This window comes from Nocardia salmonicida NBRC 13393, assembly GCF_001613085.1.
In the GTDB taxonomy this organism is placed as follows: Bacteria; Actinomycetota; Actinomycetes; order Mycobacteriales; family Mycobacteriaceae; genus Nocardia; species Nocardia salmonicida.
Map to the genome: position 1 here is coordinate 55,924 of NZ_BDBR01000047.1, position 26,793 is coordinate 82,716.

Annotated in this window: 25 protein-coding genes, 2 tRNA genes and 1 pseudogene; 17 read left to right on the forward strand and 11 right to left on the reverse strand. The window is 66.4% G+C overall.

What is annotated here, in order from left to right; all coding sequences use genetic code 11:
- Positions 1–24 precede the first annotated feature (24 nt).
- Genes yidC through rpmH form a run of 4 tightly spaced genes read right to left on the reverse strand, consistent with a single transcriptional unit; the run spans position 25 to position 1,990 of the window.
- A complete protein-coding gene (gene yidC, locus NS1_RS32705) occupies positions 25–1,104 on the reverse strand; it encodes a membrane protein insertase YidC (protein WP_062990766.1) in 1,080 nt (359 codons plus the stop codon).
- Positions 1,105–1,108: 4 nt separating this feature from the next.
- Positions 1,109–1,408: a membrane protein insertion efficiency factor YidD gene (gene yidD, locus NS1_RS32710; protein ID WP_056822602.1), complete on the reverse strand. Its 300-nt coding sequence runs from the start codon at positions 1,406–1,408 to the stop codon at positions 1,109–1,111.
- Complete coding sequence (rnpA, locus tag NS1_RS32715) at positions 1,405–1,824, reverse strand: ribonuclease P protein component (RefSeq protein ID WP_062990768.1); 420 nt, start codon at positions 1,822–1,824, stop codon at positions 1,405–1,407. Before rnpA ends, yidD begins: the two co-directional genes overlap by 4 nt.
- 22 nt (positions 1,825–1,846) lie before the next feature.
- Positions 1,847–1,990: a 50S ribosomal protein L34 gene (gene rpmH / locus NS1_RS39550; RefSeq protein WP_082843828.1), complete on the reverse strand. Its 144-nt coding sequence runs from the start codon at positions 1,988–1,990 to the stop codon at positions 1,847–1,849.
- Positions 1,991–2,639: 649 nt separating this feature from the next.
- On the opposite strand from rpmH, the gene dnaA reads away from it, so the two are divergent.
- From dnaA to NS1_RS32770, 11 genes are all read left to right on the forward strand, one after another.
- Positions 2,640–4,904, forward strand: coding sequence for a chromosomal replication initiator protein DnaA (gene dnaA / locus NS1_RS38685; protein WP_063816338.1), 2,265 nt, complete (start codon positions 2,640–2,642; stop codon positions 4,902–4,904).
- A 787-nt stretch (positions 4,905–5,691) separates the two neighbouring features.
- Positions 5,692–6,867: a DNA polymerase III subunit beta gene (dnaN, locus tag NS1_RS32730; protein ID WP_056822597.1), complete on the forward strand. Its 1,176-nt coding sequence runs from the start codon at positions 5,692–5,694 to the stop codon at positions 6,865–6,867.
- Between the two features lie 25 nt (positions 6,868–6,892).
- A complete protein-coding gene (recF, locus tag NS1_RS32735) occupies positions 6,893–8,095 on the forward strand; it encodes a DNA replication/repair protein RecF (protein WP_062990771.1) in 1,203 nt (400 codons plus the stop codon).
- A 132-nt stretch (positions 8,096–8,227) separates the two neighbouring features.
- Positions 8,228–8,764, forward strand: a complete 537-nt coding sequence (locus tag NS1_RS32740; RefSeq protein WP_056822592.1) for a DUF721 family protein — start codon at positions 8,228–8,230, stop codon at positions 8,762–8,764.
- Positions 8,765–9,172: 408 nt separating this feature from the next.
- On the forward strand, positions 9,173–11,206 hold the full coding sequence (gyrB, locus tag NS1_RS32745) for a DNA topoisomerase (ATP-hydrolyzing) subunit B (RefSeq protein WP_062990773.1): 2,034 nt from the start codon (positions 9,173–9,175) through the stop codon (positions 11,204–11,206).
- Between the two features lie 58 nt (positions 11,207–11,264).
- Complete coding sequence (gene gyrA / locus NS1_RS32750) at positions 11,265–13,772, forward strand: DNA gyrase subunit A (protein WP_056822588.1); 2,508 nt, start codon at positions 11,265–11,267, stop codon at positions 13,770–13,772.
- A gap of 42 nt (positions 13,773–13,814) precedes the next feature.
- Positions 13,815–14,786, forward strand: a complete 972-nt coding sequence (locus NS1_RS32755) for a DUF3566 domain-containing protein (RefSeq protein WP_062990775.1) — start codon at positions 13,815–13,817, stop codon at positions 14,784–14,786.
- A gap of 133 nt (positions 14,787–14,919) precedes the next feature.
- Positions 14,920–14,993 (forward strand) — tRNA-Ile (locus NS1_RS32760).
- A gap of 29 nt (positions 14,994–15,022) precedes the next feature.
- A complete protein-coding gene (locus NS1_RS41380) occupies positions 15,023–15,130 on the forward strand; it encodes a DLW-39 family protein (protein ID WP_214516728.1) in 108 nt (35 codons plus the stop codon).
- Positions 15,131–15,162: 32 nt separating this feature from the next.
- Positions 15,163–15,235, forward strand: a tRNA-Ala gene (locus NS1_RS32765).
- A 5-nt stretch (positions 15,236–15,240) separates the two neighbouring features.
- Positions 15,241–16,140: an acyl-CoA dehydrogenase family protein gene (locus tag NS1_RS32770; RefSeq protein ID WP_062990777.1), complete on the forward strand. Its 900-nt coding sequence runs from the start codon at positions 15,241–15,243 to the stop codon at positions 16,138–16,140.
- Here the strand turns inward: NS1_RS32770 and NS1_RS32775 are convergent, their stop codons facing one another.
- Positions 16,141–17,724: a serine hydrolase gene (locus tag NS1_RS32775; protein WP_062990779.1), complete on the reverse strand. Its 1,584-nt coding sequence runs from the start codon at positions 17,722–17,724 to the stop codon at positions 16,141–16,143.
- Positions 17,725–18,331: 607 nt separating this feature from the next.
- On the opposite strand from NS1_RS32775, the gene NS1_RS32780 reads away from it, so the two are divergent.
- Together NS1_RS32780 and NS1_RS32785 are read left to right on the forward strand one after the other, a co-directional pair.
- Positions 18,332–19,333, forward strand: a complete 1,002-nt coding sequence (locus NS1_RS32780; RefSeq protein WP_062990781.1) for an ATP-binding cassette domain-containing protein — start codon at positions 18,332–18,334, stop codon at positions 19,331–19,333.
- 56 nt (positions 19,334–19,389) lie between these two features.
- Positions 19,390–20,184 carry an ABC transporter permease gene (locus NS1_RS32785; protein ID WP_062990801.1) on the forward strand — a complete coding sequence of 265 codons (795 nt, stop codon included), beginning with the start codon at positions 19,390–19,392 and terminating at the stop codon, positions 20,182–20,184.
- Between the two features lie 13 nt (positions 20,185–20,197).
- Here the strand turns inward: NS1_RS32785 and NS1_RS41040 are convergent, their stop codons facing one another.
- Complete coding sequence (locus NS1_RS41040; RefSeq protein ID WP_165610294.1) at positions 20,198–20,347, reverse strand: hypothetical protein; 150 nt, start codon at positions 20,345–20,347, stop codon at positions 20,198–20,200.
- 52 nt (positions 20,348–20,399) lie between these two features.
- Here NS1_RS41040 and NS1_RS32790 point away from each other — a divergent pair, with 52 nt between their 5' ends.
- Positions 20,400–20,933, forward strand: a complete 534-nt coding sequence (locus NS1_RS32790; RefSeq protein ID WP_062990784.1) for a peptidylprolyl isomerase — start codon at positions 20,400–20,402, stop codon at positions 20,931–20,933.
- A gap of 71 nt (positions 20,934–21,004) precedes the next feature.
- Here the strand turns inward: NS1_RS32790 and NS1_RS32795 are convergent, their stop codons facing one another.
- Positions 21,005–21,454: a PH domain-containing protein gene (locus NS1_RS32795; protein ID WP_062990786.1), complete on the reverse strand. Its 450-nt coding sequence runs from the start codon at positions 21,452–21,454 to the stop codon at positions 21,005–21,007.
- An 84-nt stretch (positions 21,455–21,538) separates the two neighbouring features.
- Positions 21,539–21,802, reverse strand: a complete 264-nt coding sequence (gene crgA, locus NS1_RS32800; protein WP_056822573.1) for a cell division protein CrgA — start codon at positions 21,800–21,802, stop codon at positions 21,539–21,541.
- 93 nt (positions 21,803–21,895) lie between these two features.
- On the opposite strand from crgA, the gene NS1_RS32805 reads away from it, so the two are divergent.
- From NS1_RS32805 to NS1_RS32815, 3 genes are all read left to right on the forward strand, one after another.
- Entirely contained in the window at positions 21,896–22,558 is a 663-nt protein-coding gene (locus NS1_RS32805; RefSeq protein WP_062990803.1) for an aminodeoxychorismate/anthranilate synthase component II, read from the forward strand.
- Entirely contained in the window at positions 22,555–23,235 is a 681-nt protein-coding gene (locus tag NS1_RS32810) for a RibD family protein (protein WP_062990787.1), read from the forward strand. The genes NS1_RS32805 and NS1_RS32810 overlap by 4 nt, the downstream gene beginning before the upstream one ends.
- 144 nt (positions 23,236–23,379) lie before the next feature.
- Positions 23,380–23,838: a deaminase gene (locus NS1_RS32815; protein ID WP_056822568.1), complete on the forward strand. Its 459-nt coding sequence runs from the start codon at positions 23,380–23,382 to the stop codon at positions 23,836–23,838.
- A gap of 1 nt (position 23,839) precedes the next feature.
- Here the strand turns inward: NS1_RS32815 and NS1_RS32820 are convergent, their stop codons facing one another.
- The 3 genes and pseudogenes from NS1_RS32820 to NS1_RS41045 form a co-directional block, all read right to left on the reverse strand.
- On the reverse strand, positions 23,840–24,259 hold the full coding sequence (locus NS1_RS32820; RefSeq protein ID WP_056822566.1) for a CBS domain-containing protein: 420 nt from the start codon (positions 24,257–24,259) through the stop codon (positions 23,840–23,842).
- Positions 24,260–24,362: 103 nt separating this feature from the next.
- The gene (gene pknB / locus NS1_RS32825; RefSeq protein ID WP_062990788.1) at positions 24,363–26,258 is read right to left on the reverse strand and encodes a Stk1 family PASTA domain-containing Ser/Thr kinase; all 1,896 of its coding nucleotides are present in this window, start codon (positions 26,256–26,258) and stop codon (positions 24,363–24,365) included.
- Positions 26,255–26,793 (reverse strand): annotated as a pseudogene (locus tag NS1_RS41045) (serine/threonine protein kinase); the annotation flags it as partial. The gene pknB and the pseudogene NS1_RS41045, both read right to left, overlap by 4 nt.

The window sequence follows — 26,793 nt, forward strand, 5'->3', positions numbered from 1 at the left end:
GATTCCCTCTATCCGATCGCCGTCTCAGCGCTTACGCTTCTGGTTCGCACGGCCACGGTTGCCCGGCCGCTGCTGCCCGCCGGGCCTGCGCTTGCCGCCGCTCTGCTTGGCCGACTGTTTGGGGGCGGTGCCGTTGGTCGCCGCGGTGCCGTTCGTCGACGACTCGTCGTCGACCGGGGCGTCCTGCTTCTTGCGGACGTCGACAGGCTTGACACCGGGCTTGGGTGCGTTCTGCGCCCGCAGCTCCAGCTTCTTCTGCTTGCGCTCTTCGTCTTCCTTTTCCATCCGGCCGAACACCAGGTGCTGCTGTCCGTAAGTCCAGATGTTGTTGGCCACCCAGTAGAGCAGGATGCCGATCATCAGGAAGGGGCCACCGACCATCACGCCGAGCGGGAAGACCCACAGCGACAGCTTGTTCATGATGGCGGCCTGCGGGTTGGCGGCGGCTTCTGGCGTCTGCCGCTGGACCGAGGCACGGGCGTTGAAGTGGGTCGCCAGACCGGCGATGATCATCAGCGGAACGGCGACGAGCGCGATGTTCAACTTCGTCGGGGTGCCGCCCCAGTCCGCGAAGGCTTCGAGCTGCTCGGGAGGCGCGGTGATGAACGCCGCGATCGGCGCACCGAAAATGCGGGCGGTCAGGAAGGACTGAACATCCGTCGCGCTGAAGATGTAGTTCGCGGTGTGCGCGTTGTCGTAGTTCGACATCCCGACCTGGCCCCAGCCGGTACCAGTCCGGTTGAACGAGCGCAGCACGTGGAACAGACCGAGGAAGACCGGCACCTGCACCAGGACCGGCAGGCAGCCCATGAGCGGGTTGAAGCCGTGCTCCTTCTGGAGCTTCTGCATCTCCTTCGCCATGGTCTCGCGGTCGTTCTTGTACTTCTTCTGCAGCTCCTTGATCTGGGGCTGCAGCTCTTGCATCTGTTTGGTTGTGCGTACCTGCTTGACGAACGGCTTGTACAGCACCAGGCGCAGCGTGAACACGAGGAACACGATCGCCAGTGCCCAAGTGAGACCGCTGTCAGGCCCGAACACAAAGCCGAAGGCCTTGTGCCAGAACCACAGAATTGCGGATACCGGCCAATAGATGATGTCGAGCACGGCTCTAGGTACTCCCGTCGTTCGTATCGCCGATCAGCGCGGGCGATGACTGTGTGCAGGCTTTCGACCCGCGCTCAGGCACGGGATCCCACCCTCCAGGGTGCCAGGGCGCGCATTTCGCGAGCCGCACGACCGTGAGCGCCGATCCGACGAGCAACCCGCGGGTACGCAAGGCAGTCACCGCGTACTCACTGCAGGTGGGGGTGAACCGGCAGATCGGCATCCGGGTGGGGGAGACATAGGTCCGGTAGAGCTCGATCAGGGCGATCAGGGCTTTCGCGGGCAGGCGGGTGAGGGTCCTCATCGCCGTTCACCGGCCGAGGTGCGACCGAGCGCGAGCTCCGGTTCCCCGCGCAAGCCGAGCTTGCGCAGGCCGGTGCGCAGCTGGCGCAGCAACTCGGCGGAATCAGCGGTAGCGGCGCCGGGCAGGGCCCGGATCACAACGTCGGTGCCGACCGGTATTTCGTCGACCACCTGGGCGCACATATGACGCAGGCGGCGGGCCACCCGGTGGCGAACCACCGCGTTACCCACCGCCTTGCTGACAATCAGCCCGAACCGAGGACCGCCTACGTGGACCAGGGAATCGCCGTCGGCGACATCGTCGTACCCGTGCGTTAGCGCGTGTACGACGAGATCTCGCCTCCCGATTCGCTGACCGCGGCGCACCGTGCGGGAGAATTCGGCACGGTGGTGCAACCGATACGGCTCAGGCAACACCCGAGCGTCCGACTACGCGCGATCAGGCAGTCAGTTCGGTACGGCCCTTACGGCGACGCGCCGCAACGATGGCGCGGCCCGCACGGGTCCGCATCCGGAGACGGAAGCCGTGGACGCGCGCCCGACGACGGTTGTTCGGCTGGAACGTCCGCTTGCCCTTGGCCACGGTCAACACTCCTGTAGTAGGTGGGCACCATTCGGCGCCCGAAGTCTGTACAAATGATTTGTCTGCGCTGCGGACCGCGGTCTACGCACAGATTGCCTTGGCGATCGATGTGCAGCAGACAGCCGCCAACCGCGCCAAGGGGTGACTGTACGAGGGTACTTACCCCGAAGGAACGGGTCAAACTCGGCCCCCACGTACCTGTCACCGGCACGGGTCAAGGCTACCGGACTCCCGAATGGACCAGGGGATCGGCCCGACCAGGCACGACACGCCCGGGCTACAGTGACGCATCCGGCCACTTTTCGTGAGTTCTTCCACACCCCTGGCGTTGCGTGGCGCGGCCAGCTAACCTCTGTAGCCGGGGGATTGCTGAAGAACCGCAGGTCCAGCCCCATTCACTGCCACACGCTGGCAGAATTCCTTTATCCCCAGGTTTGTCCACATCTGTGGATAATTATGTGGACAGACGGCCGCAGTGGCATATTCGTAGGGCCGTCGGTGCCCGCGCCGCAGTCCGGAATCACCGGACCACAGCGTTCGAACCGGCTTCGGTTGTACGCAGGATCACTGGAATACACCTGTTCACGGGTGCTTTCCGGCGTGCGCGAAGGCCGTGGGCCCCAACAAACCGGTCCGGGGAGGACGCTGTATGGACGACGAGCAGAACGTGCTGGCCACAGTGTGGCCGGAGGTGGTTGCCGAACTCACCACCGGCTCGGCCGACGGCGCCATCCCCGCGGTGAGTCGCGCACAGCAGGCCTGGTTGAAGCTGGTGAAGCCGCTCACCGTCGCGCAGGGTTTCGCGTTGCTGTCGGTTCCGTCGTCGCTGGCACAGGAGGCGATCGAGCGTGATCTGCGCGAGCCGATCCTGCGCTCGCTCGCCCGCCGATTGGGTCCCCAAGTGGAAGGACTCGGCGTGCGCATCGCCGCGCCGAGCCCGGCCGCGGGGGAGCGGGCCGGTAGTTCGCCTCGGCACGCCAGGATGACGAGCAGGCCGGAGCGTCCGCGCGAGCAGGTCCGTCCGCCCGCCGGATATCCCGGCCCCGATTTCAGTGTTCCCGACTATGCCGCCCGTGGTGAGTACGGCAGGCCGCGCTACGGCGCGGGCGAGTACCCCGTCCAGGGCGGCGAGTACGGCAACGACTATCAGTCGTCGCCCGACTATCCGGCCAATGGCGAGTACCCGAACAGCTACGGCGGCCGTGAGTACCCCGGACAGGCCGGCGAGTACGGCGAGCGCAACGACTACGCCGGGCACCGCGAGTACCCGATCGAACCGGACTACCAGCAGCAACAGCCCGAGTACCAGCAGGCACCCGCGGAATTCAGCCAGCCGACGGAGTACAAACAGGCTCCGTCGGAATACGGCCAGCAGTCCGAATATCAGCAGGCGCCCTCGGAGTACGGCCAGCAGCCGGAGTACAAGCAGCCACCCTCCGAATACACCCAGCAACCCGAGTACCAGGGTGAACGCAACGAGTTCCCCGGCAGCGATTTCGAGCCGACCGTTGCGTATCCGGCACCCGACTACCCCGGTGGCGAGTTCGGCGGCCGCGGTGAGTTCCGCGGTGCGCGTCCGGACCAGCGTGTTCCCGAGACCGCACCGCCCGCACGCCGTGAGCAGCCGGCCGCGCCGCGCCGCGACCACTCCGGGCAGGAGTCGCTGTTCACTCCCGAGCCGTCCGCGCAGCGCGCACCCAACCGCAGGCCGTCCGAAGAGCCCGCACCGGCCCGCGCCGAGGAGTCGAACGCCGACGGCCAGGACAAGCCGTTCCCCGGCCAACCCGGCGCTCAGCCGGTCGACGACGAACCGGTGGTCAGCAACCGCAACAACTGGCCGACCTACTTCAACAAGTCGCCCGAGGCGCCGCCGCAGTCGTCCTCGTCGGCCAGTCTCAATGCCAAATACACGTTCGAGACCTTCGTCATCGGCGCGTCCAACCGGTTCGCGCACGCCGCGGCGGTCGCCATCGCGGAGGCGCCCGCACGCGCCTACAACCCGCTGTTCGTCTGGGGCGCTTCGGGATTGGGCAAAACCCACCTGCTGCACGCGGCGGGTCACTACGCGCAGCGACTGTTCCCCGGCATGCGGGTGAAGTACGTCTCCACCGAGGAATTCACCAACGACTTCATCAACAGCCTGCGCGACGACCGCAAGGTCGCGTTCAAGCGGCGCTACCGCGAGACCGACATCCTGCTGGTAGACGACATCCAGTTCATCGAGGGCAAGGAAGGCATCCAGGAGGAGTTCTTCCACACCTTCAACACCCTGCACAACGCGAACAAGCAGATCGTGGTGTCCTCGGATCGCCCGCCCAAGCAGCTGGCCACCCTGGAGGAACGGCTGCGGACCCGCTTCGAGTGGGGCCTGATCACCGACGTGCAGCCCCCTGAGCTGGAGACTCGCATCGCGATCCTGCGCAAGAAGGCGCGGATGGACCGGCTCGATGTGCCGCACGACGTGCTCGAACTGATCGCCAGCCGGGTGGAGCGCAATATCCGCGAGCTCGAGGGCGCGCTGATCCGGGTCACGGCCTTCGCCTCGCTCAACGGCCAGCCGCTCGACCTCTCGCTGGCCGAGGTGGTGCTGCGCGACCTGATGCCCGACACCGCGGCCCTGGAGATCAACGCGGCGACGATCATGGCCGTCACCGCCGAGTACTTCAACACCACGCTCGAGGAGCTCACCGGGCCCGGCAAGGCGCGTCCGCTGGCGCAGGCCCGTCAGATCGCGATGTACCTGTGCCGTGAACTCACCGATCTGTCGCTGCCCAAGATCGGGCAGGCGTTCGGTCGCGACCACACCACGGTGATGTACGCGGAGAAAAAGGTGCGCAAGGAGATGACCGAGCGCCGTCGCGTCTACGACCAGGTCCAAGAACTCACAGCCCGAATTAAACAGCGCTCCCGCTGATTTCATCCCCAACCTCGAACACCGCCCTGACCTGGGGCGGTGTTCTTTTTTGCCCTGTGGATTCCTCGAGGAATTCCTGTGGACTCCTCGAGGAATCCACACCTTTGTGCACCGGTCGGTGCACAGGGTGTTGGGCGCGGGTGTGCAGCGTTCATGCACAGGCAGTTGTCCACATCATCCACAAGACGCTCCACTAACACCTGTGCACTAGCGGTGACCTGCGATGTCACCGAATCCGGCCTGTGGATTCCTCGAGGAGTCCCTGTGGAGTCCTCGAGGAATCCCCACCGTTGCCACCAGGCTGGCCCGACGTGTGAACAACTGGGTGAATCCGGTGGAACAACTCGAGGACAACTCGAGGATGGAATGGGGACAACTCCGCCCCTCCACAGCCACCGCCGATTCATCCTCGAGTCACCCCAAGGCCATCCCCATGCCACCAAGCGCTCTGACCTGCGGATTCGGTCGAAATCCACAGATTCCACAGTGCCTACTACTACTTCGGTTCTCCTTCTAGAGAGAACTCTTTTAAAACAGGGTGTGTGGAAACTCGGTTGGGGAGGCTCGGCTTCGTCGCTTGTCCACTCACAAGCAGGCAAGGAGGAACAGGGGTAGTTCGACGAACAGGAATCGACCGGGAGGGTCGATGCGGAGTTCGCGCACTGCACGGGTACCGTTTGGTTGTCGGTTGGTTGTGCGAGACTCAATGCGCGGCCGACACAGCAGTTCAACTCCGCTGACACACCCCCGCACACGGATTCGAAACTCGGAGAGGACAAATCGGGCGATGGAGCTTGCGAGCATGAAGTTTCGGGTCGCCCGAGAGGACTTCGCCGAATCGGTGGCCTGGGTGGCGCGCAGTCTCCCGTCCCGGCCTCCGGTGCCTGTTCTGGGCGGTGTGCTGCTGGTGGCCGACGAGAACGGCCTGACGGTCTCCGGGTTCGACTACGAGGTCTCCGCGCAGATGCGCGTCGCGGCCGAGGTCGCCGGTCCCGGTCAGGTGCTGGTCTCGGGTCGCCTGCTCGCCGACATCACCAAGTCGCTGTCGAACAAGCCGGTCGATGTCTCGGTCGACGGCACCCGCGTGCTCATCGCCTGTGGCAGCGCGAAGTTCTCCCTGCCGACCATGCCGGTCGAGGACTATCCCCAGCTGCCCGAGGTACCGCAGCAGACCGGTGAACTCACCGTCGACGTGTTCGCCGAGGCAGTCGGCCAGGTCGCTGTCGCCGCCGGCCGTGACGACACCCTGCCGATGCTCACCGGCATCCGGGTCGAGATCGAGGGCAACGACGTGGTGCTCGCCGCCACCGACCGCTTCCGCCTCGCCGTGCGCCACCTGCAGTGGCAGCCGACCCGCTCCGATATCGAGACCGCGGTGCTCATCCCCGCGCGCACGCTCTCCGAGGCCGCCAAGACCCTCGGTGCCGCCGAGGCGCCCGTGCAGCTGTCGCTGGGCAGCGGTGGCGGCGCCGACGGCCTGCTCGGCATCGTCAACGGCGGCAGGCGCACCACCACCCGGCTACTCGACGCGGAATTCCCCAAGTTCCGCCAGTTGCTCCCCAAGGAGCACACCTCCATCGCCACCCTGCCCGTCGCCGTGCTGTCGGAGGCGATCAAACGCGTCGCCCTGGTGGCCGAGCGCGGTGCCCAGGTGCGGCTCGAGTTCTCCACAGACGGCGTGCTGTTGTCAGCGGGTGGGGACGACGCGGGCCGGGCCGAGGAATGGCTGGAGGCGGATTTCCGTGGCGAACCGCTCACCATCGCGTTCAACCCCGGCTACCTGACCGAGGGCCTCGCTGCGCTGCATACCGACCGGGTCACCTTCGGGTTCACCACCCCCAGCCGTCCCGCCGTGCTGCTGCCCGCCTCCGACGAGGAGCCCAAGGTGCTCGAGTCGGGCGCGTTCGCGGCGCTGGAGAGCCAGTACATCTACCTGTTGATGCCGGTCCGGCTGCCCGGCTGAGCCGGCAGGCGCCGGTAAGGTCCGCATGTTCATTCGTGAGCTGTCGGTCCGTGATTTCCGTTCGTGGGAGCACGCCGACCTCGAGTTGTCCCCAGGGCGCACAGTGCTGCTGGGAGCAAACGGCAACGGCAAGACCAATCTGCTCGAGGCGGTCGGCTATCTGGCGACGCTCGGCTCGCACCGGGTCTCCGCCGACGCCCCACTGATCCGGATGGGCGCCACCCAGGCCAGGATCGGGGCCACCGTGGTGAACACCGGCCGGGAACTGCGCGTGGACGTGGAACTCAAGGCGGGCAGTGCCAATCGCGCGCAGATCAATCGCTCGCCGGTGCGCCGCTCCCGCGAAATCCTGGGGATTCTGCACACCGTCTTGTTCGCGCCGGAGGATCTGGCGCTGGTGCGTGGGGATCCGAGTGAGCGGCGTCGGTTCCTCGACGAGTTGTCCACAGCCCGGTTGCCCAGGCTCGCCGGTGTCCGAGCCGACTACGACAAGGTGCTGCGCCAACGCTCGGCCCTGTTGAAAACCGCTGGGCGCCAATCGCGTTCGCGCGCCGATCTGGGCACTCTGGACGTGTGGGACGGACATCTCGCCGACCACGCGGCGGTGCTGCTCGCCGAACGGCTGCGCCTTGTGCACGACCTGTATCCCCATCTGTCCCAGGCATATCGGTCGATCGCGCCCGAATCACGTCCTGCCGCAATCACTTACCGCTCGGGGTATCTCCCACCGGAACTGCTCGATCCGGCCAGGGCGCCGGAGGCCGGTGACGCACCGCTGCTGCACGAGATCATGCTGCGCGAGCTGGCCGCCGCACGGAACCGGGAGCTCGATCGCGGGGTCTGTCTGGTCGGCCCGCATCGCGACGATCTGGAGTTGCTGCTCGGCAGCGCGCCCGCGAAGGGCTTCGCCAGTCATGGTGAATCCTGGTCGTTCGCCCTCGCGCTGCGGTTGGCCTCGTTCGAGCTGTTGCGCAGCGAGGGTTCCGAACCGGTGCTGCTACTCGACGACGTGTTCGCCGAACTCGATCGTCGCCGCCGCGCCGCGCTCGCGGAGGTGGCCGCGGGTGCCGAGCAAGTGTTGATCACGGCCGCGGTGGCCGAGGACGTGCCGTCGGAACTGGCCGCCGAACCGTTGCGTGTGCAAACGACCGGCGAAGCCGACCGGCGTACCTCACATATCGTCGCCGAAGCCGTCGAACACGCCGAAGATATGCACAGATTGCGATAGTTATCCCCAGCCCCTGTGGAAAACCGGCAACATGCTGGACATATGCCGGATCGGTGCTCGACGAGCCAGTCGGCGCCCCGGCGTAGACTCCATCCACACTCGGCCACCCCCGACACCGGAAGGCGGAAACCCGTGCCGGAAGAACCCGCACCGGAGCTGCGCGGCATCGATCTGGCCCGCCGCGCGCTGGAAGAGGCGCGTGCCGCGGCCAAGGCGAGTGGCAAGTCCATCGGGCAGGGCAGGGCCTCGCCGGTACGCAAGTTGCGGGCAGGCGGCAGGCGCCGCAGCGGCTGGTCGGGGTCGGGCCCCGACGCTCGCGATCCCCAGCTCCTCGGCGCGCTCAGCGGCTCGCTGGCGAAGAATCGTGGCTGGTCAGGCAAGGTAGCCGAGGGCACGGTGTTCGGCAGCTGGCCACGGGTGGTCGGCGAGGACATCGCCTCACACGCCACCCCGGTGACCCTCGAAGGCGGTGTGCTCAAGATCGCCGCGGAGTCCACCGCGTGGGCTACCCAGCTGCGCATGTTGCAGAGCCAGATCCTGGCCAAGATCAACGCCGCGGTCGGTCACGGCGTGGTTACCTCACTGCGCATCACCGGCCCCGCCGCGCCGAGCTGGCGCAAGGGCGATCGACACATCAAGGGCCGTGGCCCGCGCGATACCTACGGGTAGCCGCGCGGTGACCGGGGCGAGATCCGTTGTGCCTGCGCCGCTCTCGCGCCTCGAGTTGTGGACATGTGCACAACGCCTGTGGATAACTTTTACCCAGAGCGACATGCCGGATCTCGCACCACGCGCCCGCCGCCTCGGACGCGCCCGCCTATTCGCTCCCACGACCGTCAAAATTCCCGTAGAGGCGGAAATGTCCCGCGGTTGGGCGATTTCTTGCATTCACGGCGACGCCAGGGGTGTCGTAGGTGCACTGTAAGTTGGGCTTACCAGTAGGATGGTGACGTAACCAGCGGCGAACCTTCGGCGCGTGCTGTGCAGTCCGTGATATCTGATGGCTCTTTCCGAGCTGTGCGCGTGCTGCCCGGATCGCTGCGCCAGGGATCAGCAAGTAAGGAGAGCTACCGAGAAGTGGCTGCCAACGACTCCAACGCATCGGGCAACAATTCAGGCTACGGTGCCTCTTCCATCACGGTCCTCGAAGGCCTCGAGGCGGTGCGCAAGCGCCCTGGCATGTACATCGGGTCCACCGGTGAACGCGGTCTGCACCACCTCATCTGGGAGGTTGTGGACAACTCGGTCGATGAGGCGATGGCCGGCTACGCGAGCAAGGTCGAGGTGACCCTGCTCGCCGACGGCGGCGTCGAGGTGATCGACGACGGTCGTGGCATCCCGGTCGGGATGCACGCGCAGGGCGTGCCGACGATCGAGGTCGTCATGACCCAGCTGCACGCCGGTGGCAAGTTCGACTCCGACTCCTACGCGGTGTCGGGTGGTCTGCACGGTGTCGGTATCTCGGTGGTGAACGCGCTCTCGACCAAGGTCGAGGTCGAGATCGACGTCGACGGCTACCACTGGACCCAGACCTACAAGGACGCCAAGCCCGGCAAGCTCGCGCAGGGCGAGGCGACCAAGGCCACCGGCACCACGGTGCGGTTCTGGGCCGACCCGGACATCTTCGAGACCACCACCTACAACTTCGAGACCGTGGCGCGGCGCCTGCAGGAGATGGCCTTCCTGAACAAGGGCCTCACCATCAAGCTCACCGATGAGCGAGTCGCCGTGGGCGACGTCATCGACGAGGTGGTCAGTGAGACCGCCGAGGCGCCCAAGGACGCCGAGGTGGTCGCCGCGGAAGCGGCCGAGCACAAGGTGAAGACCCGCACCTACCACTACCCGGGCGGCCTGGTGGACTTCGTCCGCCACATCAACCGCACCAAGTCGGCCATCCACAACTCGGTCGTCGGCTACACGGTCAAGGGCACCGGCCACGAGCTCGAGGTCGCGATGCAGTGGAACTCGGGTTACTCCGAGTCGGTCCACACCTTCGCCAACACGATCAACACCCATGAGGGCGGCACCCACGAAGAGGGCTTCCGCGCGGCGCTCACCACGGTGGTCAACAAGTACGCCAAGGAGAAGAAGCTCCTCAAGGAGAAGGACGGCAACCTCACCGGTGACGACATCCGCGAGGGCCTCGCCGCCATCGTGAGCGTCAAGGTCGGCGAGCCGCAGTTCGAGGGCCAGACCAAGACCAAACTGGGCAACACCGAGGTCAAGTCGTTCGTGCAGCGCGCCTGCAACGAACACCTGCAGCACTGGTTCGAGGCCAACCCGGCCGACGCGAAGACCATCGTGCAGAAGGCGGTGTCCTCGGCGCAGGCCCGGATGGCCGCCCGTAAGGCGCGTGAGCTGGTGCGCCGCAAGTCGGCGACCGACCTGGGCGGACTGCCGGGCAAACTGGCCGACTGCCGGTCGAAGGATCCGGGCAAGTGCGAGATCTACATCGTCGAGGGCGACTCCGCCGGTGGTTCGGCGAAGTCGGGCCGCGACTCGATGTACCAGGCGATCCTGCCGCTGCGCGGCAAGATCATCAACGTCGAGAAGGCCCGCATCGACCGCGTCCTCAAGAACAACGAGGTCCAGTCGATCATCACCGCGTTCGGCACCGGTATCCACGACGAGTTCGATATCGCCAAGCTGCGCTACAACAAGATCATCCTGATGGCCGACGCCGACGTGGACGGTCAGCACATCGCGACGCTGCTGCTCACGCTGCTGTTCCGCTTCATGCGTCCGCTGGTCGAGCACGGTCACGTGTACCTGGCCCAGCCGCCGCTGTACAAGCTCAAGTGGATGCGTTCGGAACCGGAGTTCGCCTACTCCGACCGTGAGCGCGACGCGCTGGTCGAGGCCGGTCTCGCCGCGGGCAAGAAGATCAACAAGGACGACGGCATCCAGCGCTACAAGGGTCTGGGCGAGATGAACGCCAAGGAGCTGTGGGAAACCACGATGGACCCCGCGGTTCGGGTACTTCGTCAGGTGACGCTCGACGACGCGGCTGCGGCCGACGAGCTGTTCTCCGTGCTGATGGGCGAGGACGTGGAGGCACGTCGCAGCTTCATCACCCGCAATGCCAAGGACGTCCGTTTCCTCGATGTGTAAGCGGCGCAGCGCCTGAAGGGCGCGCCCGCTCGCATGTCGGCCCCTCGAAGGAGATTTGATGACTGAGACCACGCTGCCACCGTCCGGCGGTGCGGGCGACCGGACCGAACCGGTCGATATCCAGACCGAAATGCAGAACAGCTACATCGACTACGCGATGAGCGTGATCGTGGGCCGCGCGCTGCCCGATGTGCGCGACGGCCTCAAGCCGGTGCACCGGCGCGTGCTCTACGCGATGTACGACAACGGCTACCGCCCCGATCGCGGCTATGTGAAGTCCGCGCGTCCGGTCGCCGAGACCATGGGTAACTACCACCCGCACGGCGACTCGTCGATCTACGACACCCTCGTGCGCATGGCCCAGCCGTGGTCGCTGCGCTACCCGATGGTCGACGGCCAGGGCAACTTCGGTTCCCGCGGCAACGACGGCGCGGCCGCCATGCGGTACACCGAGTGCCGTCTGACGCCGCTCGCGATGGAGATGCTGCGCGATATCGACCAGGAGACGGTCGATTTCGTTCCGAACTACGACGGTCGCTCGCAGGAGCCGACCGTGCTGCCCGCGCGCGTGCCCGCCCTGCTGATGAACGGCAGCAACGGCATCGCGGTCGGCATGGCGACCAACATCCCGCCGCATAACCTCAACGAGCTGGCCGAGGCCATCTACTGGGCGTTGGAGAACTACGAGGCCGACGAGGAATCCACCCTCGCCGCCTGCATGGAACGGGTCAAGGGCCCCGACTTCCCGACCCACGGCCTGATCGTCGGCGGCCAGGGCATCCACGACGCCTACACCACCGGTCGCGGTTCCATCCGCATGCGCGGTGTGGTGGAGATCGAGGAAGACGCGCGTGGTCGCACCACGATCGTCATCACGGAACTGCCGTACCAGGTCAACACCGACAACTTCGTCAACTCCATCGCCGAGCAGGTGAAGGACGCGAAGATCGCGGGTATCTCCGATATCCACGACGAGTCCTCCGACCGTGTCGGCATGCGCATCGTGGTCACGGTCAAGCGTGACGCGGTGGCGAAGGTGGTGCTGAACAACCTCTACAAGCACACCCAGCTGCAGACCAGCTTCGGCGCGAACATGCTCTCGATCGTCGATGGCGTGCCGCGGACCCTGCGCCTGGACCAGATGATTCGCTACTACGTGAATCACGAGCTCGAGGTCATCGTCCGGCGCACCCGCTACCTGCTGCGCAAGGCCGAGGAGCGGGCCCACATCCTGCGCGGCCTGGTCAAGGCACTCGACATGCTCGACCAGGTCATCGCGTTGATCCGCGGCGCGGCCAACACCGACACCGCGCGCACCGGCCTGATGCAGCTGCTCGACATCGACGAGATCCAGTCGACCGCCATCCTCGACATGCAGCTGCGTCGGCTCTCGGCCCTGGAACGTCAGCGCATCATCGACGATCTGGCCAAGATCGAGATCGAGATCGCCGACTACAAGGACATTCTCGACAAGCCGGAGCGTCAGCGCGCGATCGTGCGCGACGAGCTGGCCGAGATCGTCGAGAAGTACGGCGACGACCGTCGGACCAGGATCATCGCCGCCGACGGTGACGTCGCCGACGAGGATCTGATCGCGCGCGAGGACGTGGTGGTCACGATCACCGAGACCGGCTACGCCAAGCGCACCAAGACCGACCTCTACCGCTCGCAGAAGCGCGGCGGCAAGGGCGTGATGGGCGCGGGTCTCAAGCAGGACGACATCGTCAAGCACTTCTTCGTGTCGTCCACGCACGACTGGCTGCTGTTCTTCACCAACAAGGGGCGCGTCTACCGGGCCAAGGCCTACGAGCTGCCCGAGGCCAACCGGACCGCGCGTGGTCAGCACGTGGCCAACCTGCTGGCCTTCCAGCCGGACGAGAAGATCGCCCAGATCATCCAGCTCAAGACCTACGAGGACGCTCCGTACCTCGTGCTCGCGACACGCGCGGGCCTGGTGAAGAAGTCCAAACTCACAGACTTCGACTCCAACCGGTCCGGCGGCATCGTCGCGGTGAACCTGCGCGACGACGACGAATTGGTCGGCGCGGTGCTGTGCTCGTCCGACGACGACCTGCTCCTGGTCTCGGCGCACGGTCAGTCGATCCGCTTCGCGGCCACCGACGAGGCCCTGCGTCCGATGGGTCGGGCCACCTCCGGCGTGCAGGGCATGCGCTTCAACACCGACGACGAATTGCTCTCGCTCAACGTGGTGCGTCTGGAGACGTATCTGCTTGTCGCGACCGCTGGTGGGTATGCCAAGCGCACGGCGATCGAGGAGTACACGGCCCAGGGCCGGGGCGGAAAAGGCGTATTGACAATCCAGTACGACCCGAAACGTGGCAGCCTGGTGGGTGCGCTCATCGTCGACGACGAGGACGAGTTGTACGCGATCACTTCCAGTGGTGGTGTCATCCGCACCGCAGCCAAGCAGGTTCGTAAAGCCGGACGCCAGACCAAGGGCGTGCGATTGATGAACCTCGCGGATGGCGATACCTTGCTAGCGATCGCGCGCAACGCCGACGAGCCCGATCCCGATCAGCTCCTCGGCGACGTGGCTTCGGAGTAACACACCAAATAGCGGCGGCAACGAACGGATCTGAGGATTCCATTGACCACACCGAATCAGTCGAACGACGATCGGAACCAGACCAACGGCGTCACCGAGCGAATCGCCACGTCTCCGATCCCGCCGCGACCGATCCCACGCCAGGGCGGTCCGGCCGAGGGCGCGGCGCCGGAATCCGGTGCGGCCGGTGCCGATTCGCTCGACGGTAAGGGCAGCAAATCCTCGCCCTACCAGGACGGGTGGGCTCAGCTTCCGCAGCGTGAACCGCAGTCGAACCTGTACCGGCCCGGCGAAGCGCCGAGCCAGGGCCGGCCCTCGTCCGGGGCCGCGGCAGGCGGGCTCAAGGGCAGCGGCGCGTCCAACGCACGCACCACCGCCGACCTGGCGGCCAAGGCGGCTCGCAAGGAAGCGGCGATGGTGAAGTCCGTCGGTATCGACGGGCCGACTCGCAGCATCGCCCGCCCGGAACTCGTCAAGGACATGCCCGACCTGTCCGACGTGCGTCACCCGGCACCCGAGGCGCCGGTGGCGCCGCCAGGGCTACCGATGGCGCCCCAGCCCCAGCAGTACAACCCGGGGCCGAGTGCGCGGGCAGCCGCGGCGGGCACGGTCTCGCCCGCGGTACCGGTGGCCATCGCGGCCGCCGCGTCGGGCGAGCCACTACGCGCGACGGTGCAGATCCGCCGGATCGACCCCTGGTCGACCCTGAAGATCACGCTGGTGATCAGCGTCGCACTGTTCTTCGTGTGGATGCTGGCCGTCGGCCTGCTCTACATCGTCCTGGCCGGCATGGGCGTCTGGGACAACCTGGACAACTCGCTGGGCGAGATGCTGAACCCGGAGGGCAACTCGTCGAGCCTGATCGACGCGGGCACGGTGTTCGGCTACGCGGGTGTGATCGGCCTGATCAACGTGGTGCTGTTCACCGCGCTGGCCACCGTCGGCGTGTTCATCTACAACCAGTGCTGCGATCTGGTCGGCGGCATCCAGGTAACCCTGGCTGATCCCGACTAGGACGGGTTTTCCCGAACGGCCGGTCGGCTCAGGAAACTGGGCCTGACCGGCCGTTTTGGTTATCGGCAGCCAGGTAAGGTAACCTCGTTTCTCGTTGCGGTTCACTGCTCCGGCAGGGGATCGAAATGAGTTCGGGCCTATAGCTCAGGCGGTTAGAGCGCTTCGCTGATAACGAAGAGGTCGGAGGTTCAAGTCCTCCTAGGCCCACTCCCGAACAGCACAGTAGGGTGGGAATCATGAAGATTGTCCTCATGGTCGGTGTTGTGATCGCCGTTCTCATCGGTGTCAACAAATTCCGCAAGCGCGACGACGCAGACCTCTGGCGCGAGGTCACCACCCGCTGATTTCGGGTTGCCAACTGGTCAGCGACCAGTAAGGGGCCTTAGCTCAATTGGCAGAGCACTGCCTTTGCAAGGCAGGGGTTAGGGGTTCGATTCCCCTAGGCTCCACATCTGTGAATTCCTCGGTATTCGATTTTCTCCTCACCGCCACCCCCGCCGACTCGGTTTCGACTGACTTCGCGGCGGAATGGGCACGTCACCGCGCACGGTCCCGCGATTTCGCGAGTTCCATCGACCGCGCGGCGATCGCCGGATTCGACAGTGCCGGCACAGGTCCCGCGTTTCTCGGGGGATATCAGGAAGCGCTGCACGCGCTGGTGCCCTCGCTCGATCCCACCGAGCTGTCCTCGATGTGCGCGACCGAAGGCGCCGGTGCGCGGCCGTCGACGATGACCACCACGGTGGGCGAGGACGGCGCCGTCAGCGGAACGAAATCCTTCGCAACGCTCGGTACGTTCGCCGATCGGTTCCTGGTGATCGCCCGATCCGGTACCCAGCCCGACGGCAGGCCGATCCTGCGCGCTGTGCTGGTGCCCGCCGGTGCGGCCGCCGCGGTGTCGCCGTTGCCGGCGTTGCCGTTCGCGCCCGAGATCCCGCACGCGGGAGTCACCTTCGATGCCGCGCCGGGCCAAGTACTGCCCGGTGACGGCTACACGGACTATCTGAAGCCGTTCCGGACGGTCGAGGACCTGCATGTGGTGGCCGCTGTGCTCGGTCAGCTGGTTCGGGTGGCCAGGTTGTCCCAATGGCCCGCTGAGCCCGTAGAACAGCTGCTGGCGCTGTTTGCGGCGGTACGTGGGGTCGGCGCCGAGGATCCGAGCTCGCCGGGCGTGCACATCGCGCTCGGCGGTCTCTTCGATCGGCTGACCGGCTTGCGGGCCGAACTGGAGCCGCTGTGGGCGCCGGTGGACCCCGAGGTCAGGAAGCGCTGGGAACGTGACGTTCCGCTGCTCGGGGTGGCGGGCAAGGTCAGGGCGGCGCGGCTGGCGACCGCATGGCGCGCGCTCGCCTGATCAACCGCTCTTGGCGAAGGTGCCGAGGCCGTTCTCGTCGAAGTAGTCGATGGTCAGCCTGCCGTCGGTGAACCGTGCCGAGGAGACGCTGCCGGGCGGGGCGTTCTCGCCGCTGGGCTCGAAGGCGAAGGTGTCGCCCTCCCAGTGCCGCAGTGGGTATTCCCGCCGTGCCGGGCCGATGGTGAGAACCAGGCCCGTTGGTGTCGCCGAGATCGTCGCGGGGCCCCAGTAGTCGCTGTCGTAGGTGCCCGTGTAGGTCGACAGTGCCTGTGCGGGAGCCGGATCGGACGGGGCAGTCTTGCCGGACAGGTCGCCTTCCGGTGCGTCGGCCGCGACGAACGCGTCGCGGTACAGCCCGCGCCAGTCCTCACGCACCTCGCCGAACTGCACCAGATCGCCGAACTCGGCGGTCAGGGTCTCCGGAATGCCCAGCGGCGCCGCGTTCGTCAACGCGACGATGGCGACGTCGGCGGACGGGATCACCAAAAAGTTGGTCGCCGCGCCGAGGGAGAAAGCGCCGGAATGGCTGTTGGCGGTGCGACCCGCCGAGGAGACCGACACGTTGAAGCCGTACCCGTAGCTGCCTGCCCGCGCGGTGGGGGTCGTGGGCGGCGCCGAGACGATCTGGGGTGTGACGGCGGGTAGCAGGGCTTCGGGCGGGGCGATGGTGGTCGCGCCCGTCGTGCCGTCGCCGAGCAGCATCGTGAGCCAGCGGGCCATGTCGTTCACCGACGAGCTCGCGCCGCCCGCGGGGGACTGGGGGTCGGGGTCGCGCACGTAGCGGGCGACCCATTCGCCGTCGATGTTCACGTGCCCCACCGCGTGATTCGGACGGGCACGGAAGTCGTCGAAGCGAGAGCTGGTGTCGCGCATGCCGAGCGGTGTGTAGAGGGCATCGGCCGACAGCTTGGCCCAGTCCTTTCCGGCCGCCGCGGCTACGGATTCGGCCGCGGCGGTGAGCCCGAAGTTGGTGTAGTGGTAGGTGACGCGGAACGGGTCGAGGGGTTCGAGGCGAAGTTTGTCGAGGATCGCGGCCTGGTCGTAGCCGAGGTCTTCGAGCCGATCGCCCGCGTGGTCGGGCAGGCCACTGCGATGCGCGAACAGGTCGCCGACGGTGAGTTGGGCCGTGGTGGCGGGATCGGCCAGCGCGAACGACGGGAGGTGAGCGACCACCGGCGTCGTCCACTCGACCGTGTTCGCGCCGACCTGGTTGGCCACGACGGTCGCGGCGAGCGACTTCGACACCGAGGCGAGCTGGAAGACGGTATCGGCGTCGATCTTGTCCGGAGCGCCGGCTTCGCGAACTCCGAAACCCTTGGCATACACGGTCTTTCCACCGTGGACGACGGCCACAGCCATCCCTGGGATACCGCTGGAGTCCATCAGCGAGCCCGCCAGTTCGTCGAGGCGACCGATGGCCTTGTCGACCGCGTCGGCGGGCAGGGCGACGCCGGCGACTTGATTCGGGGGGACCTCGGCGGAGGGCGTCGCGGTGGGGTGTTCGTCGTCGGTGGAGCCGGTGCAGCCGACCAGGATCGTCATCGATAAGACGACCCCGGCGATCGCACCGCGACCAGGCACCATGGGGCGACGATAACCCTGGTAGCCGGGTGATCGCCGGAACGTGGCCGGACTGTGACGCTCGGCGTATCGGTGCGCATCGGGTGGTGTACCGAGCTGCGACCTTGCCGGAAAATGGGGAGCGGGCCTCGGCGAAGGGGGGGAGTTAGCCGAGGCCCGCGTAGGGTCGGCCCGGGGGGGAGGGGCCGACGTGAACGATCCTACGCGATACGCGCGGAATTAGTGTGCGCGCACCTGGCGAGTTGGCGAGATTTTCCGGGTGTCGGCGCGGGTGTCGGTGGTGGTCCGGGGTGCGGCGAGGGGCCGGTGTGGGCGCTCGATACCTGTCAGGTGTCTTACGAAGAACGGAATCGGCTGGTACGCAAGGTTTTACGGGGAATTGCCGGTGAACATGTTCTCGTGCCGCGCCTGGCAACCACCCAGGGAACCGACGTACTCGTTCGTGCTCTGCGACAGAAAATCAGTCCGATTCGCCGCGTGTCGCATCGCGTCGGCATGTCGAACAATTGTGTACATCTGATGCGCGGGCCCGCTGAAATTTGGGGTGCGACTTGTCGGTGGGTAGGGCAATACTGGGCAAAACATCGCCAACCACGACTTCAGGAGAATCATGCCCGACGCAATCGTCGCCGAGGGTCTGGTCAAACGGTACGGGCAGCTCGTCGCCCTGGACGGACTCGACCTGTCCGTTCCGGAAGGTACCGTCACCGCGCTTCTCGGCCCCAATGGCGCGGGAAAGACCACGACTGTTCGCGTTCTCACCACGCTGCTCATACCCGATGAGGGCACCGCCACCGTTGCGGGCATCGACGTGCTCAACGATCCACAGGCCCTGCGCTCGCGCATCGGCGCCTCCGGCCAGTATTCCGCGGTCGACGAATACCTCACCGGCTTCGAGAATCTCGAGATGGTCGGCAGGCTGTACCACCTCGGCACCCAGCGCAGTAAGGAACGGGCCCGCGAACTGCTCGACCGCTTCCGGCTCAGCGACGCCGCCGACCGTCCGGTGAAGGGCTACTCCGGCGGCATGCGCAGGCGCCTGGACCTGGCGGGCGCGCTGGTGGCCAATCCGCCGGTGCTGTTCCTCGACGAGCCGACCACCGGTCTCGACCCGCGTGCCCGGCTCGATCTGTGGGATGTCATCGAGGAACTGGTCGCCGGCGGCACCACGCTGCTGCTCACCACCCAGTACATGGACGAGGCCGACCGCCTCGCCGATTCGATCGCGGTGATCGACCGCGGCAAGGTGATCGCGCGCGGCACGGCCGACGAACTCAAGGCCCTCGTCGGTGGCGACCGGATCGAACTCACCGTCGGCGCCGTCGACCAACTGGCCGTCGCCCAGCAGGTGCTCAGTGGGCTCGCCGATGGCGAGATCCATCTCGAACCCGGCCTGCGCAAGCTCATCGTTCCGGTGGCCGATGGATCGCAGGACCTGGTCACCGCCATCGGCAGGCTCACCGAGCACAAGGTGGACATCAACGATGTCGCACTACGCAGACCCTCGCTCGACGACGTCTTCCTGACGCTCACCGGGCACGAGGCCGAAGAACTCGTCAACGGCGATCGCGAGTCGGAGACCGTGGGCGCCGCGGAAGGAAATAACCGATGAGCGTCGCACTCGACAAGGCCGAGGTGCACCGTCCCAGCCTCGGCGAACGACTGTCGATGGTGGTGAGCGACAGCATCACTATCGCCAAACGCAATGTCATCAAGATCAAGCGCGTGCCCGACGTGCTGATCTTCACGACGATGTCGCCGATCATGTTCGTGCTCTTGTTCGCCTACGTCTTCGGCTCGGCGATTACGATCCCCGGGCTCGAAGGTGGCTACCGGGAGTTCCTGATCGCCGGCATCTTCGCGCAGACGGTGGTGTTCGGTGCCACCTTCACCGGTGCGGGCCTGGCCGAAGATATGCAGAAAGGCATCATCGACCGGTTCCGGTCGCTGCCGATGGCGCCGTCGGCGGTGCTGGTCGGGCGCACGATCAGCGATGTGGTGATCAATATCGTCAGCCTGGTGGTGATGTCGCTGACCGGTTTGGTCGTCGGCTGGCGGATCCGCGGTTCGTTCCTCGACGCGGTGCTGGCGTATGCGTTGATGCTGCTGTTCGCCTACGCGCTGTCGTGGATGATGGCCGTGGTCGGCCTGATCGTGCGCGCGCCGGAGGTCTTCAACAACGCCAGCTTCATGGTGATCTTCCCGCTGACGTTCCTGTCCAACGCGTTCGTTCCGCTCGACAACATGCCGGCTCCGCTGCGGGTGTTCGCCGAATGGAATCCGGTCTCGGCGCTCACCCAGGCAGTGCGTGATCTGTTCGGCAACGTGAACCCGATGGCGCCGCCCTCGCAGGCGTGGCCGATGCAGCATCCGGTGACCACGACACTGGTGTGGATCGTGGTGATCCTGATCGTCTTCGTGCCGCTGGCTCAGATCCAGTACAAGAAGTCGGTCAGCCGCTGATCGACAGCCGGAACTAGTGCGCCGAGCCGTTGCGGGAATACCCCAGACGCGGCGGCTCGGCGGCCGGTTCCGGCAGTTGTGGGCGCTTGGCGCGGGCCAGGTAGGCCAGGGCGCCCGCCCCGGCGAGCGCGAGCGACGCGAGCAGTGGATTACGAAGCTTCATTCGACCACTGTGGCACAAACGGATTCGGCGTGCCGCGTGGCACCATAACTGCGTGACCTCACCCAACCAGACGGCCGTGGCGACTCTGCACACCAACCACGGCGATATCAGGATCGCGCTTTTCGGTAACCACGCCCCGAAGACGGTGCGCAACTTCGTCGGTCTCGCCGACGGCACCGCGCCGTACTCCACCGTCAACGCCGGCGGTACGGAAAGTGGCCCGTTCTACGACGGCGCCGTCTTTCACCGGATCATCCCGGGGTTCATGATCCAGGGCGGCGATCCGACAGGTACCGGCCGAGGTGGGCCGGGCTTCGAGTTCGCCGATGAGTTCCACCCGGATCTGCGCTTCGACCGCGGCTATCTGCTCGCGATGGCCAATGCGGGCGCCGGTACCGAGACCAATGGTTCACAGTTCTTCATCACCGTCGGCGCGCAGCCACATCTCAACCGCAAGCACTCGATCTTCGGCGAGGTGGTCGACCCCGATTCGCGCAAGGTGGTCGACGCGATCGCCTCGGTGAAGACCGATCGCAATGATCGCCCGACCGACCCGGTCATCATCTCAGCCGTGAGTATCGGCTGATCACAGCCACAAAAAACTCCCCGCCGTGACGAATCGCGGCGGGGAGTTTCTTTGCTTCACGTGAAACAACGTCAGTCGGAGGTCACCGAGGCGAAGCCGTTGACGACCAGCGTGTCGTACACATCGTGGGGGTTGGTGCCGAGGTCCCAGCGGCCGAAGATCAGCAAGCGCTCGGTGCCCTCGTGGTGCACGTCGACCTCGAGCATCGCGCTTTTGCGGCCGAGGCGACGGTAGGACACCATCCGAATCCGGTCGATCCGGTCGATCGGGTAGTCCTTCGGACCGGTGAGCGTGCCGACCACCAGGCGCGGCGCGGCGCCGGGAATCATGGTGAGCCGGGGGCGCTGCCGGAAACCGAGCACGGCCGTTGCCAGCACCGCCACAGCGGCGACGCCGACGAGTAGCCTGCTCGGCCCGTCCTGAGCGAGAATTGCGGCCACGACCAGCAAGATTCCGCCGCCGGTGACGACGAGCAGGCCTGCGGTAGGGGTCGACCACGAGACAGGTTGTGCGTCGTTCACGCGGTTGTTCGCCCCTCTATCCTCGAGTTGTGCACAGGGTTATCCACAGGTGTGCATGAATAACACGGGTGTAATCCGCCGCGATCAGCGCCATCGCATGGTCATGATCAGGCCGACGACCATCAGGCCGAACCCGATCAGGAAGTTCCAGGCGCCCAGATCGAGCATGAAAGCGATGTGGTCCTGTGCCAGGTAGTAAACGATCAGCCACACCAGGCCGGCGAGCATGAAGCCCAGCATGATCGCGACGTACCAGACCGGCGACGGCCCCGCTTTCACCTTCACCGGCGTACGGCTGGCGGGGCTCGGGGTGTAGTCGGCCTTCTTGCGGACCTTGGACTTGGGCATGACGTCCTCGAATTCGGAGTACAGGTAACTCCTAGGCTATCCCACCAGGTAATGGATGCGACGACCTACTGGGTCGCCACGTACCCTCGACGCATGCGTGTATTGGTCGTCGACAACTACGACAGCTTCGTGTTCAACCTGGTCCAGTACCTAGGCCAGCTTGGTGCCGACGTCGTGGTCTGGCGCAATGACGATCCCCGCCTCGACGATCTGGACACCCTGCTCACCACCGGCGACGAGGGCGGCGCGTTCGACGGCGTGTTGGTGAGCCCCGGCCCCGGCAGCCCCGACCGGGCGGGCGCGAGCATCCCGCTCGTGCACGCGGCCGCGAAGCACAACATGCCGCTGCTCGGCGTGTGCCTGGGGCATCAGGCGATCGGCGAGGCGTTCGGCGGTACCGTCGACCGGGCGCCCGAACTGCTGCACGGCAAGACCAGCGACGTGTTCCATCTCGGGTCCGGCGTGTTGGCCGGGCTGCCCGACCCCTTCACCGCCACCCGCTACCACTCGCTGACCGTTCTCCCCGAAACCATGCCCGACGAACTCGTGGTCGTCGGCCACACCGAGAGCGGCATCGTGATGGCGGTGCGTCACCGCACCCTGCCCATCCACGGCGTGCAATTCCACCCCGAGTCCGTGCTCACCCAGGGCGGGCACCGGATGCTCGCCAACTGGCTGGAGGTCTGCGGCGAACGTCCGTCGGAGGCACTCGTCGCCACGCTCGAGGCGGAGGTTGCCGCGCTGGTGACCAAATGAAGGTTTTGCTGTCGGTGGCGGCCAGTCTCGACGGCTATATCGACGACGCGAGTGCGCAGCGACTCCTGCTGTCGAACCCGGCCGACTTCGATCGGGTCGACCAGATCCGCGCCGAATCCGACGCGATCCTGATCGGTGCGCAGACACTGCGCACCGACAATCCCCGGTTGCTCGTGAACAGCGCCGAGCGCCGGGCCGCGCGGGTGGCGGCGGGCAAACCGGAGTATCCGGTGAAAGTGACCGTCACCGATTCCGGTGATCTCGATCCACACCTGCGCTTCTGGCACACCGGCGGTGACAAACTCGTCTACACCTCCAGCGCGGGCGCCGCGAAGCTGGGCGACCGGCTCGACGGACTCGCCGAGGTGGTCAGCCTCGGTGAGCGACTCGCGCTCTCGGCTCTCGTCACCGACCTCGGCGACCGAGGCATCCACAGGCTCATGGTCGAAGGCGGCACCGGCATGCACACCGGCTTCCTCGCCGCCGACCTGGTCGACGAGATCCGCCTGGCGATCGCTCCGATCCTGGTCGGCGACCCGGCGGCCCCACGCTTCGTCGGACCGGCCGATTTCCCCGGCGGCGCCGGTCGCAGGCTGCACCTGGCGGGTGTGGAACAACTTGGGGATGTCGCTGTGCTGAACTACCTGGTCAGCCCCGATTCCAGGCCCCGCAACTAAGTGGTACCGCGAATGGAATCACTGCACTGACCTGGGAAAATTCCACTGTCCACAGTTCGCGGACAACTTTTCTCCACACCTGAACATGACCGATTCCACATCACGCGAGGGTTGTGGATAACTCGCCCACCACAGGGAAAAGACATGAGCTACGACGACACCGACCACCGGTTCATGCACAGGGCGATAGAACTCGCCAGGAACTGCCCCCCCAGCGAGACGGCCTATTCGGTCGGCGCGGTGATCGTCGCCGACGGGGTGGAGATCGCGACCGGCTTCTCCCGCGAAACCGATGCGAAGGTACATGCCGAAGAGGCCGCGCTGAACAAGCTCGACCCCGACGACCCCCGCCTGACCAGGGCGACGATCTACAGCACCCTCGAACCGTGCTCCACCCGCGCCACCGCGACCCGGCCGCCGTGCACCGATCGCATTCTGGCCGCGGGCATTCCCACGGTGGTCATCGCCTGGCGTGAGCCGAGCCTGTTCGTCGCCGCCTGCGAGGGTGTGGACAAACTCCGCACCCACGGCGTGCGTGTAGTGGAGCTCACCGACCTGGCCACCGAAGCCATGTCGATGAACACCCACCTGGATTTGAGCTAGCTCACGGCCGTCCGTAGATGGCGGTCACGAATTCGCCGAGCTGATTGTCGTCGAGGTGGCGAGCCAGGTCGGCCTCGCTGATCATTCCGACCAGGCGCTTGTTCTCGATCACCGGCATCCGCTTCACCCGGTGCGACTCCATCTGGTCGAGCACGTCTTCCACATCGGCGTCCGCGCTCACCCATCGTGGTGTCGACTCGCAGAGTTCCGCGGCCGTCGTCAGATCGGGAGACAGACCGAGCGCGACGCACTTCACCACGATGTCGCGGTCGGTGATGATGCCGCACATGCGCTCGTCGTCGTCGGCGACGACGAGCGACCCGACCCCGAGATCGGCCATCGCCGTCGCCGCGGTCGCCACGGTGTCACCGCGGGTAATCCACTGCGCACCGGGCTTCATGATGTCCCTGGCTGTCGTCATAAGGGGCTGTACCTCCTCGTCAGCAACGCTGGATGGGGATGAAAGCAGCCTCATTCTGCGCCCGTGTAGGCGTGACAGACGCGTTCGCCATCCAATCGAGACCTCAACGCGGAATCGGTGAAGCTCCTACATGCAGCACCACATTGCCGTTGATCGTCACGGTCGAACCGGCCGCCGGACTCTGCCCGACGACCTTGCCCGAGGCATTGCCGTCGAGGGTGATCACCGTGGTCTGGCTGAGCTGACCGGTCCACCCTTCGCCGCGCAGTCTTTCCTGGGCCTGCACAGGCGTGAGCCCGGTGAGATCGGGGACGGTGATGCGGTCACCGGCGGAGACCTGGACCGTGATGGTCGAGCCCTTCTCCGCGTTGCTGCCGCCCGCCGGGTTGGTGGCGAGCACCTGGCCCTTCGGCAGCGAGGACTTCACCTCCTGGATCTCGACCTTGAAACCGGCGGGGTCGACCAGATTCGGCTGGGCGATCGAGATGTCCTGGCCGACCACGGTCGGCACCCGGACCTGCTCCGGACCGCTGCCGATGGTGACGATGATCGGCCGGTCGATGTCGACCCGCACGCCCTCGCTCGGATCCTGCGCGATCACCTTGCCGTTCTCGGCTGTGCTCGACGCCTTGCGCACCACGTTCGGATCCATTTGCAGGCCGATCGAATTCAGCTTCTGCTCGGCCTCGGTCTGGCTCATCCCGAACAGTCGCGGCAACTGCACCTGCGTCGGGCCGGTCGAGACCTGCAACGTCACCGTGCTGCCCTCGTCGATGCGCGAACCGCCGAGCGGCTGGGTCGCGATCACATTGCCCGGCGCCACCTTGCCGTCCGGCTTCTCCTGCACGGCGACATAGAAACCGGACTGCTGTAGTTCGTTCTGCGCCTGCTGAGCCGGCTTGCCCGACAGGTCGGGAACGGCCACCTGATCAGCCCGGCTGCCCGGCCCGACCAGCACCCAGAACAACCCGAACGCCACGGCCAGCGCGGCCGCGACACCGAGCGCGATCAGCCCGGTGCGGTTACGTTCCTCGCCGGGCGGCCCGACCGCAGGGTGCTCGGAGGTGTCGTCGCGGCGGTCGTGGAAGGTCCGCGGGCCCGGCTCGTCGTCGTAGTCGGTACGGTCTTCGTCGTTCATCACCATCGGCGCGCTCGGCTTCTGCCCGCCGAGCACCCGGATCAGGTCGGCCCGCATCTCCGCGGCCGTCTGGTACCGGTTGGCCGGGTTCTTGGCCATCGCCTTGAGGATCACCGAATCGAGCTCGCGCGGTACGCCGGGGTTGACCGACGACGGCAGCGGAGGGTCTTCCTTCACGTGCTGGTAGGCGACAGCGACCGGCGAGTCACCGGTGAACGGCGGCTGCCCGGTGAGGATCTCGAACAGCACACAGCCGACCGAGTACACGTCGGAGCGCGCGTCGACGGTCTCGCCGCGCGCCTGCTCGGGTGAGAGGTACTGGGCGGTGCCGATCACCGCGGCGGTCTGCGTCATCGGGTTGGCGCTGTCGGCGATCGCGCGCGCGATGCCGAAGTCCATCACCTTCACCGCACCGGCGCGGTTGATCATGATGTTGGCCGGCTTCATGTCACGGTGCACGATTCCGGCCTTGTGGCTGAAATCGAGCGCGGCGCACACATCGGCCACGACTTCCATCGCCTTGCGCGGCGCCAGCGGTCCCTTGCCGCGCACGATGTCGCGCAGGGTGTCGCCCTCGACGTACTCCATGACGATGTATGGCAGCGGCCCGCCGTCGACGGTGGCCTCGCCGGTGTCGTACACGGCCACGATGGCCGGGTGGTTCAGCGCGGCAGCGTTCTGCGCTTCGCGCTTGAACCGCAGGTAGAACGTGGGATCGCGGGCCAGATCGGCGCGCAGCACCTTGATCGCCACGTCGCGGGACAGGCGAACGTCGCGGGCGCGGTGCACCTCCGACATGCCGCCGAACCCGATGATCTCGCCCAGCTCATACCGAGAGGAGAGATTCTTCGGGGTCGTCATGGTTGTCCTATGGTCGGGCCTACGGCCGTGTCGCTATCGGGGAACGGCAGGTCGAAGGTGGGCAGCCGAGGGCGACCCACGGTGGTGGTTCCCCCGGCGGGCGCTGTAGTGGTCGCTTCCGGTTTGGTCGTCTTCGGCGTCGTCGTCGGCTTGGTCTTGCTGGTGGTGGTCGGCGGGGCCGTGGTGGTGGTCGGTTCGGTGGTCGTCGTCGGCGGCTCGGTAGTGGTCGTCGGACGCGGCGGTTCCGTCGTGGTCGGCGGTTCCTCGGTGACGACCGGCGGCGGCACGGGCCTGGTGGTGGTCACCGGCGGCGGCACCGGCTTGGTGGTCTGCACGGTGGTGGTCGTGGTGCCCGAATCCCGGTTCGGTTCACCGCCGAACAGCAACCACAGCACGCCGCCACCGAGCAGCAGCGCGCCGACACCGAGCGCGATCAGCCACTTCTGGTTGTTCTTGGCGTTGCTCGCGGGGACCGGCGCTGGCGCGGCCGCCTGGGTGGCCGGACCGCTGTAACCGCCGGTCGGCGGACCGACCG

Excerpts from the sequence above, each read along its gene's own strand:
- yidD (WP_056822602.1), bottom strand. The coding sequence starts at position 1,408 with ATGAGGACCCTCACCCGCCTGCCCGCGAAAGCCCTGATCGCCCTGATC.
- dnaA (WP_063816338.1), top strand. The coding sequence starts at position 2,640 with ATGGACGACGAGCAGAACGTGCTGGCCACAGTGTGGCCGGAGGTGGTT.
- dnaN (WP_056822597.1), top strand. The coding sequence starts at position 5,692 with ATGGAGCTTGCGAGCATGAAGTTTCGGGTCGCCCGAGAGGACTTCGCC.
- recF (WP_062990771.1), top strand. The coding sequence starts at position 6,893 with ATGTTCATTCGTGAGCTGTCGGTCCGTGATTTCCGTTCGTGGGAGCAC.
- gyrA (WP_056822588.1), top strand. The coding sequence starts at position 11,265 with ATGACTGAGACCACGCTGCCACCGTCCGGCGGTGCGGGCGACCGGACC.
- NS1_RS41380 (WP_214516728.1), top strand. The coding sequence starts at position 15,023 with ATGAAGATTGTCCTCATGGTCGGTGTTGTGATCGCCGTTCTCATCGGT.
- NS1_RS32775 (WP_062990779.1), bottom strand. The coding sequence starts at position 17,724 with ATGGTGCCTGGTCGCGGTGCGATCGCCGGGGTCGTCTTATCGATGACG.
- NS1_RS32780 (WP_062990781.1), top strand. The coding sequence starts at position 18,332 with ATGCCCGACGCAATCGTCGCCGAGGGTCTGGTCAAACGGTACGGGCAG.
- NS1_RS32785 (WP_062990801.1), top strand. The coding sequence starts at position 19,390 with ATGGTGGTGAGCGACAGCATCACTATCGCCAAACGCAATGTCATCAAG.
- NS1_RS41040 (WP_165610294.1), bottom strand. The coding sequence starts at position 20,347 with ATGAAGCTTCGTAATCCACTGCTCGCGTCGCTCGCGCTCGCCGGGGCG.
- crgA (WP_056822573.1), bottom strand. The coding sequence starts at position 21,802 with ATGCCCAAGTCCAAGGTCCGCAAGAAGGCCGACTACACCCCGAGCCCC.
- NS1_RS32805 (WP_062990803.1), top strand. The coding sequence starts at position 21,896 with ATGCGTGTATTGGTCGTCGACAACTACGACAGCTTCGTGTTCAACCTG.
- NS1_RS32810 (WP_062990787.1), top strand. The coding sequence starts at position 22,555 with ATGAAGGTTTTGCTGTCGGTGGCGGCCAGTCTCGACGGCTATATCGAC.
- NS1_RS32815 (WP_056822568.1), top strand. The coding sequence starts at position 23,380 with ATGAGCTACGACGACACCGACCACCGGTTCATGCACAGGGCGATAGAA.
- NS1_RS32820 (WP_056822566.1), bottom strand. The coding sequence starts at position 24,259 with ATGACGACAGCCAGGGACATCATGAAGCCCGGTGCGCAGTGGATTACC.
- pknB (WP_062990788.1), bottom strand. The coding sequence starts at position 26,258 with ATGACGACCCCGAAGAATCTCTCCTCTCGGTATGAGCTGGGCGAGATC.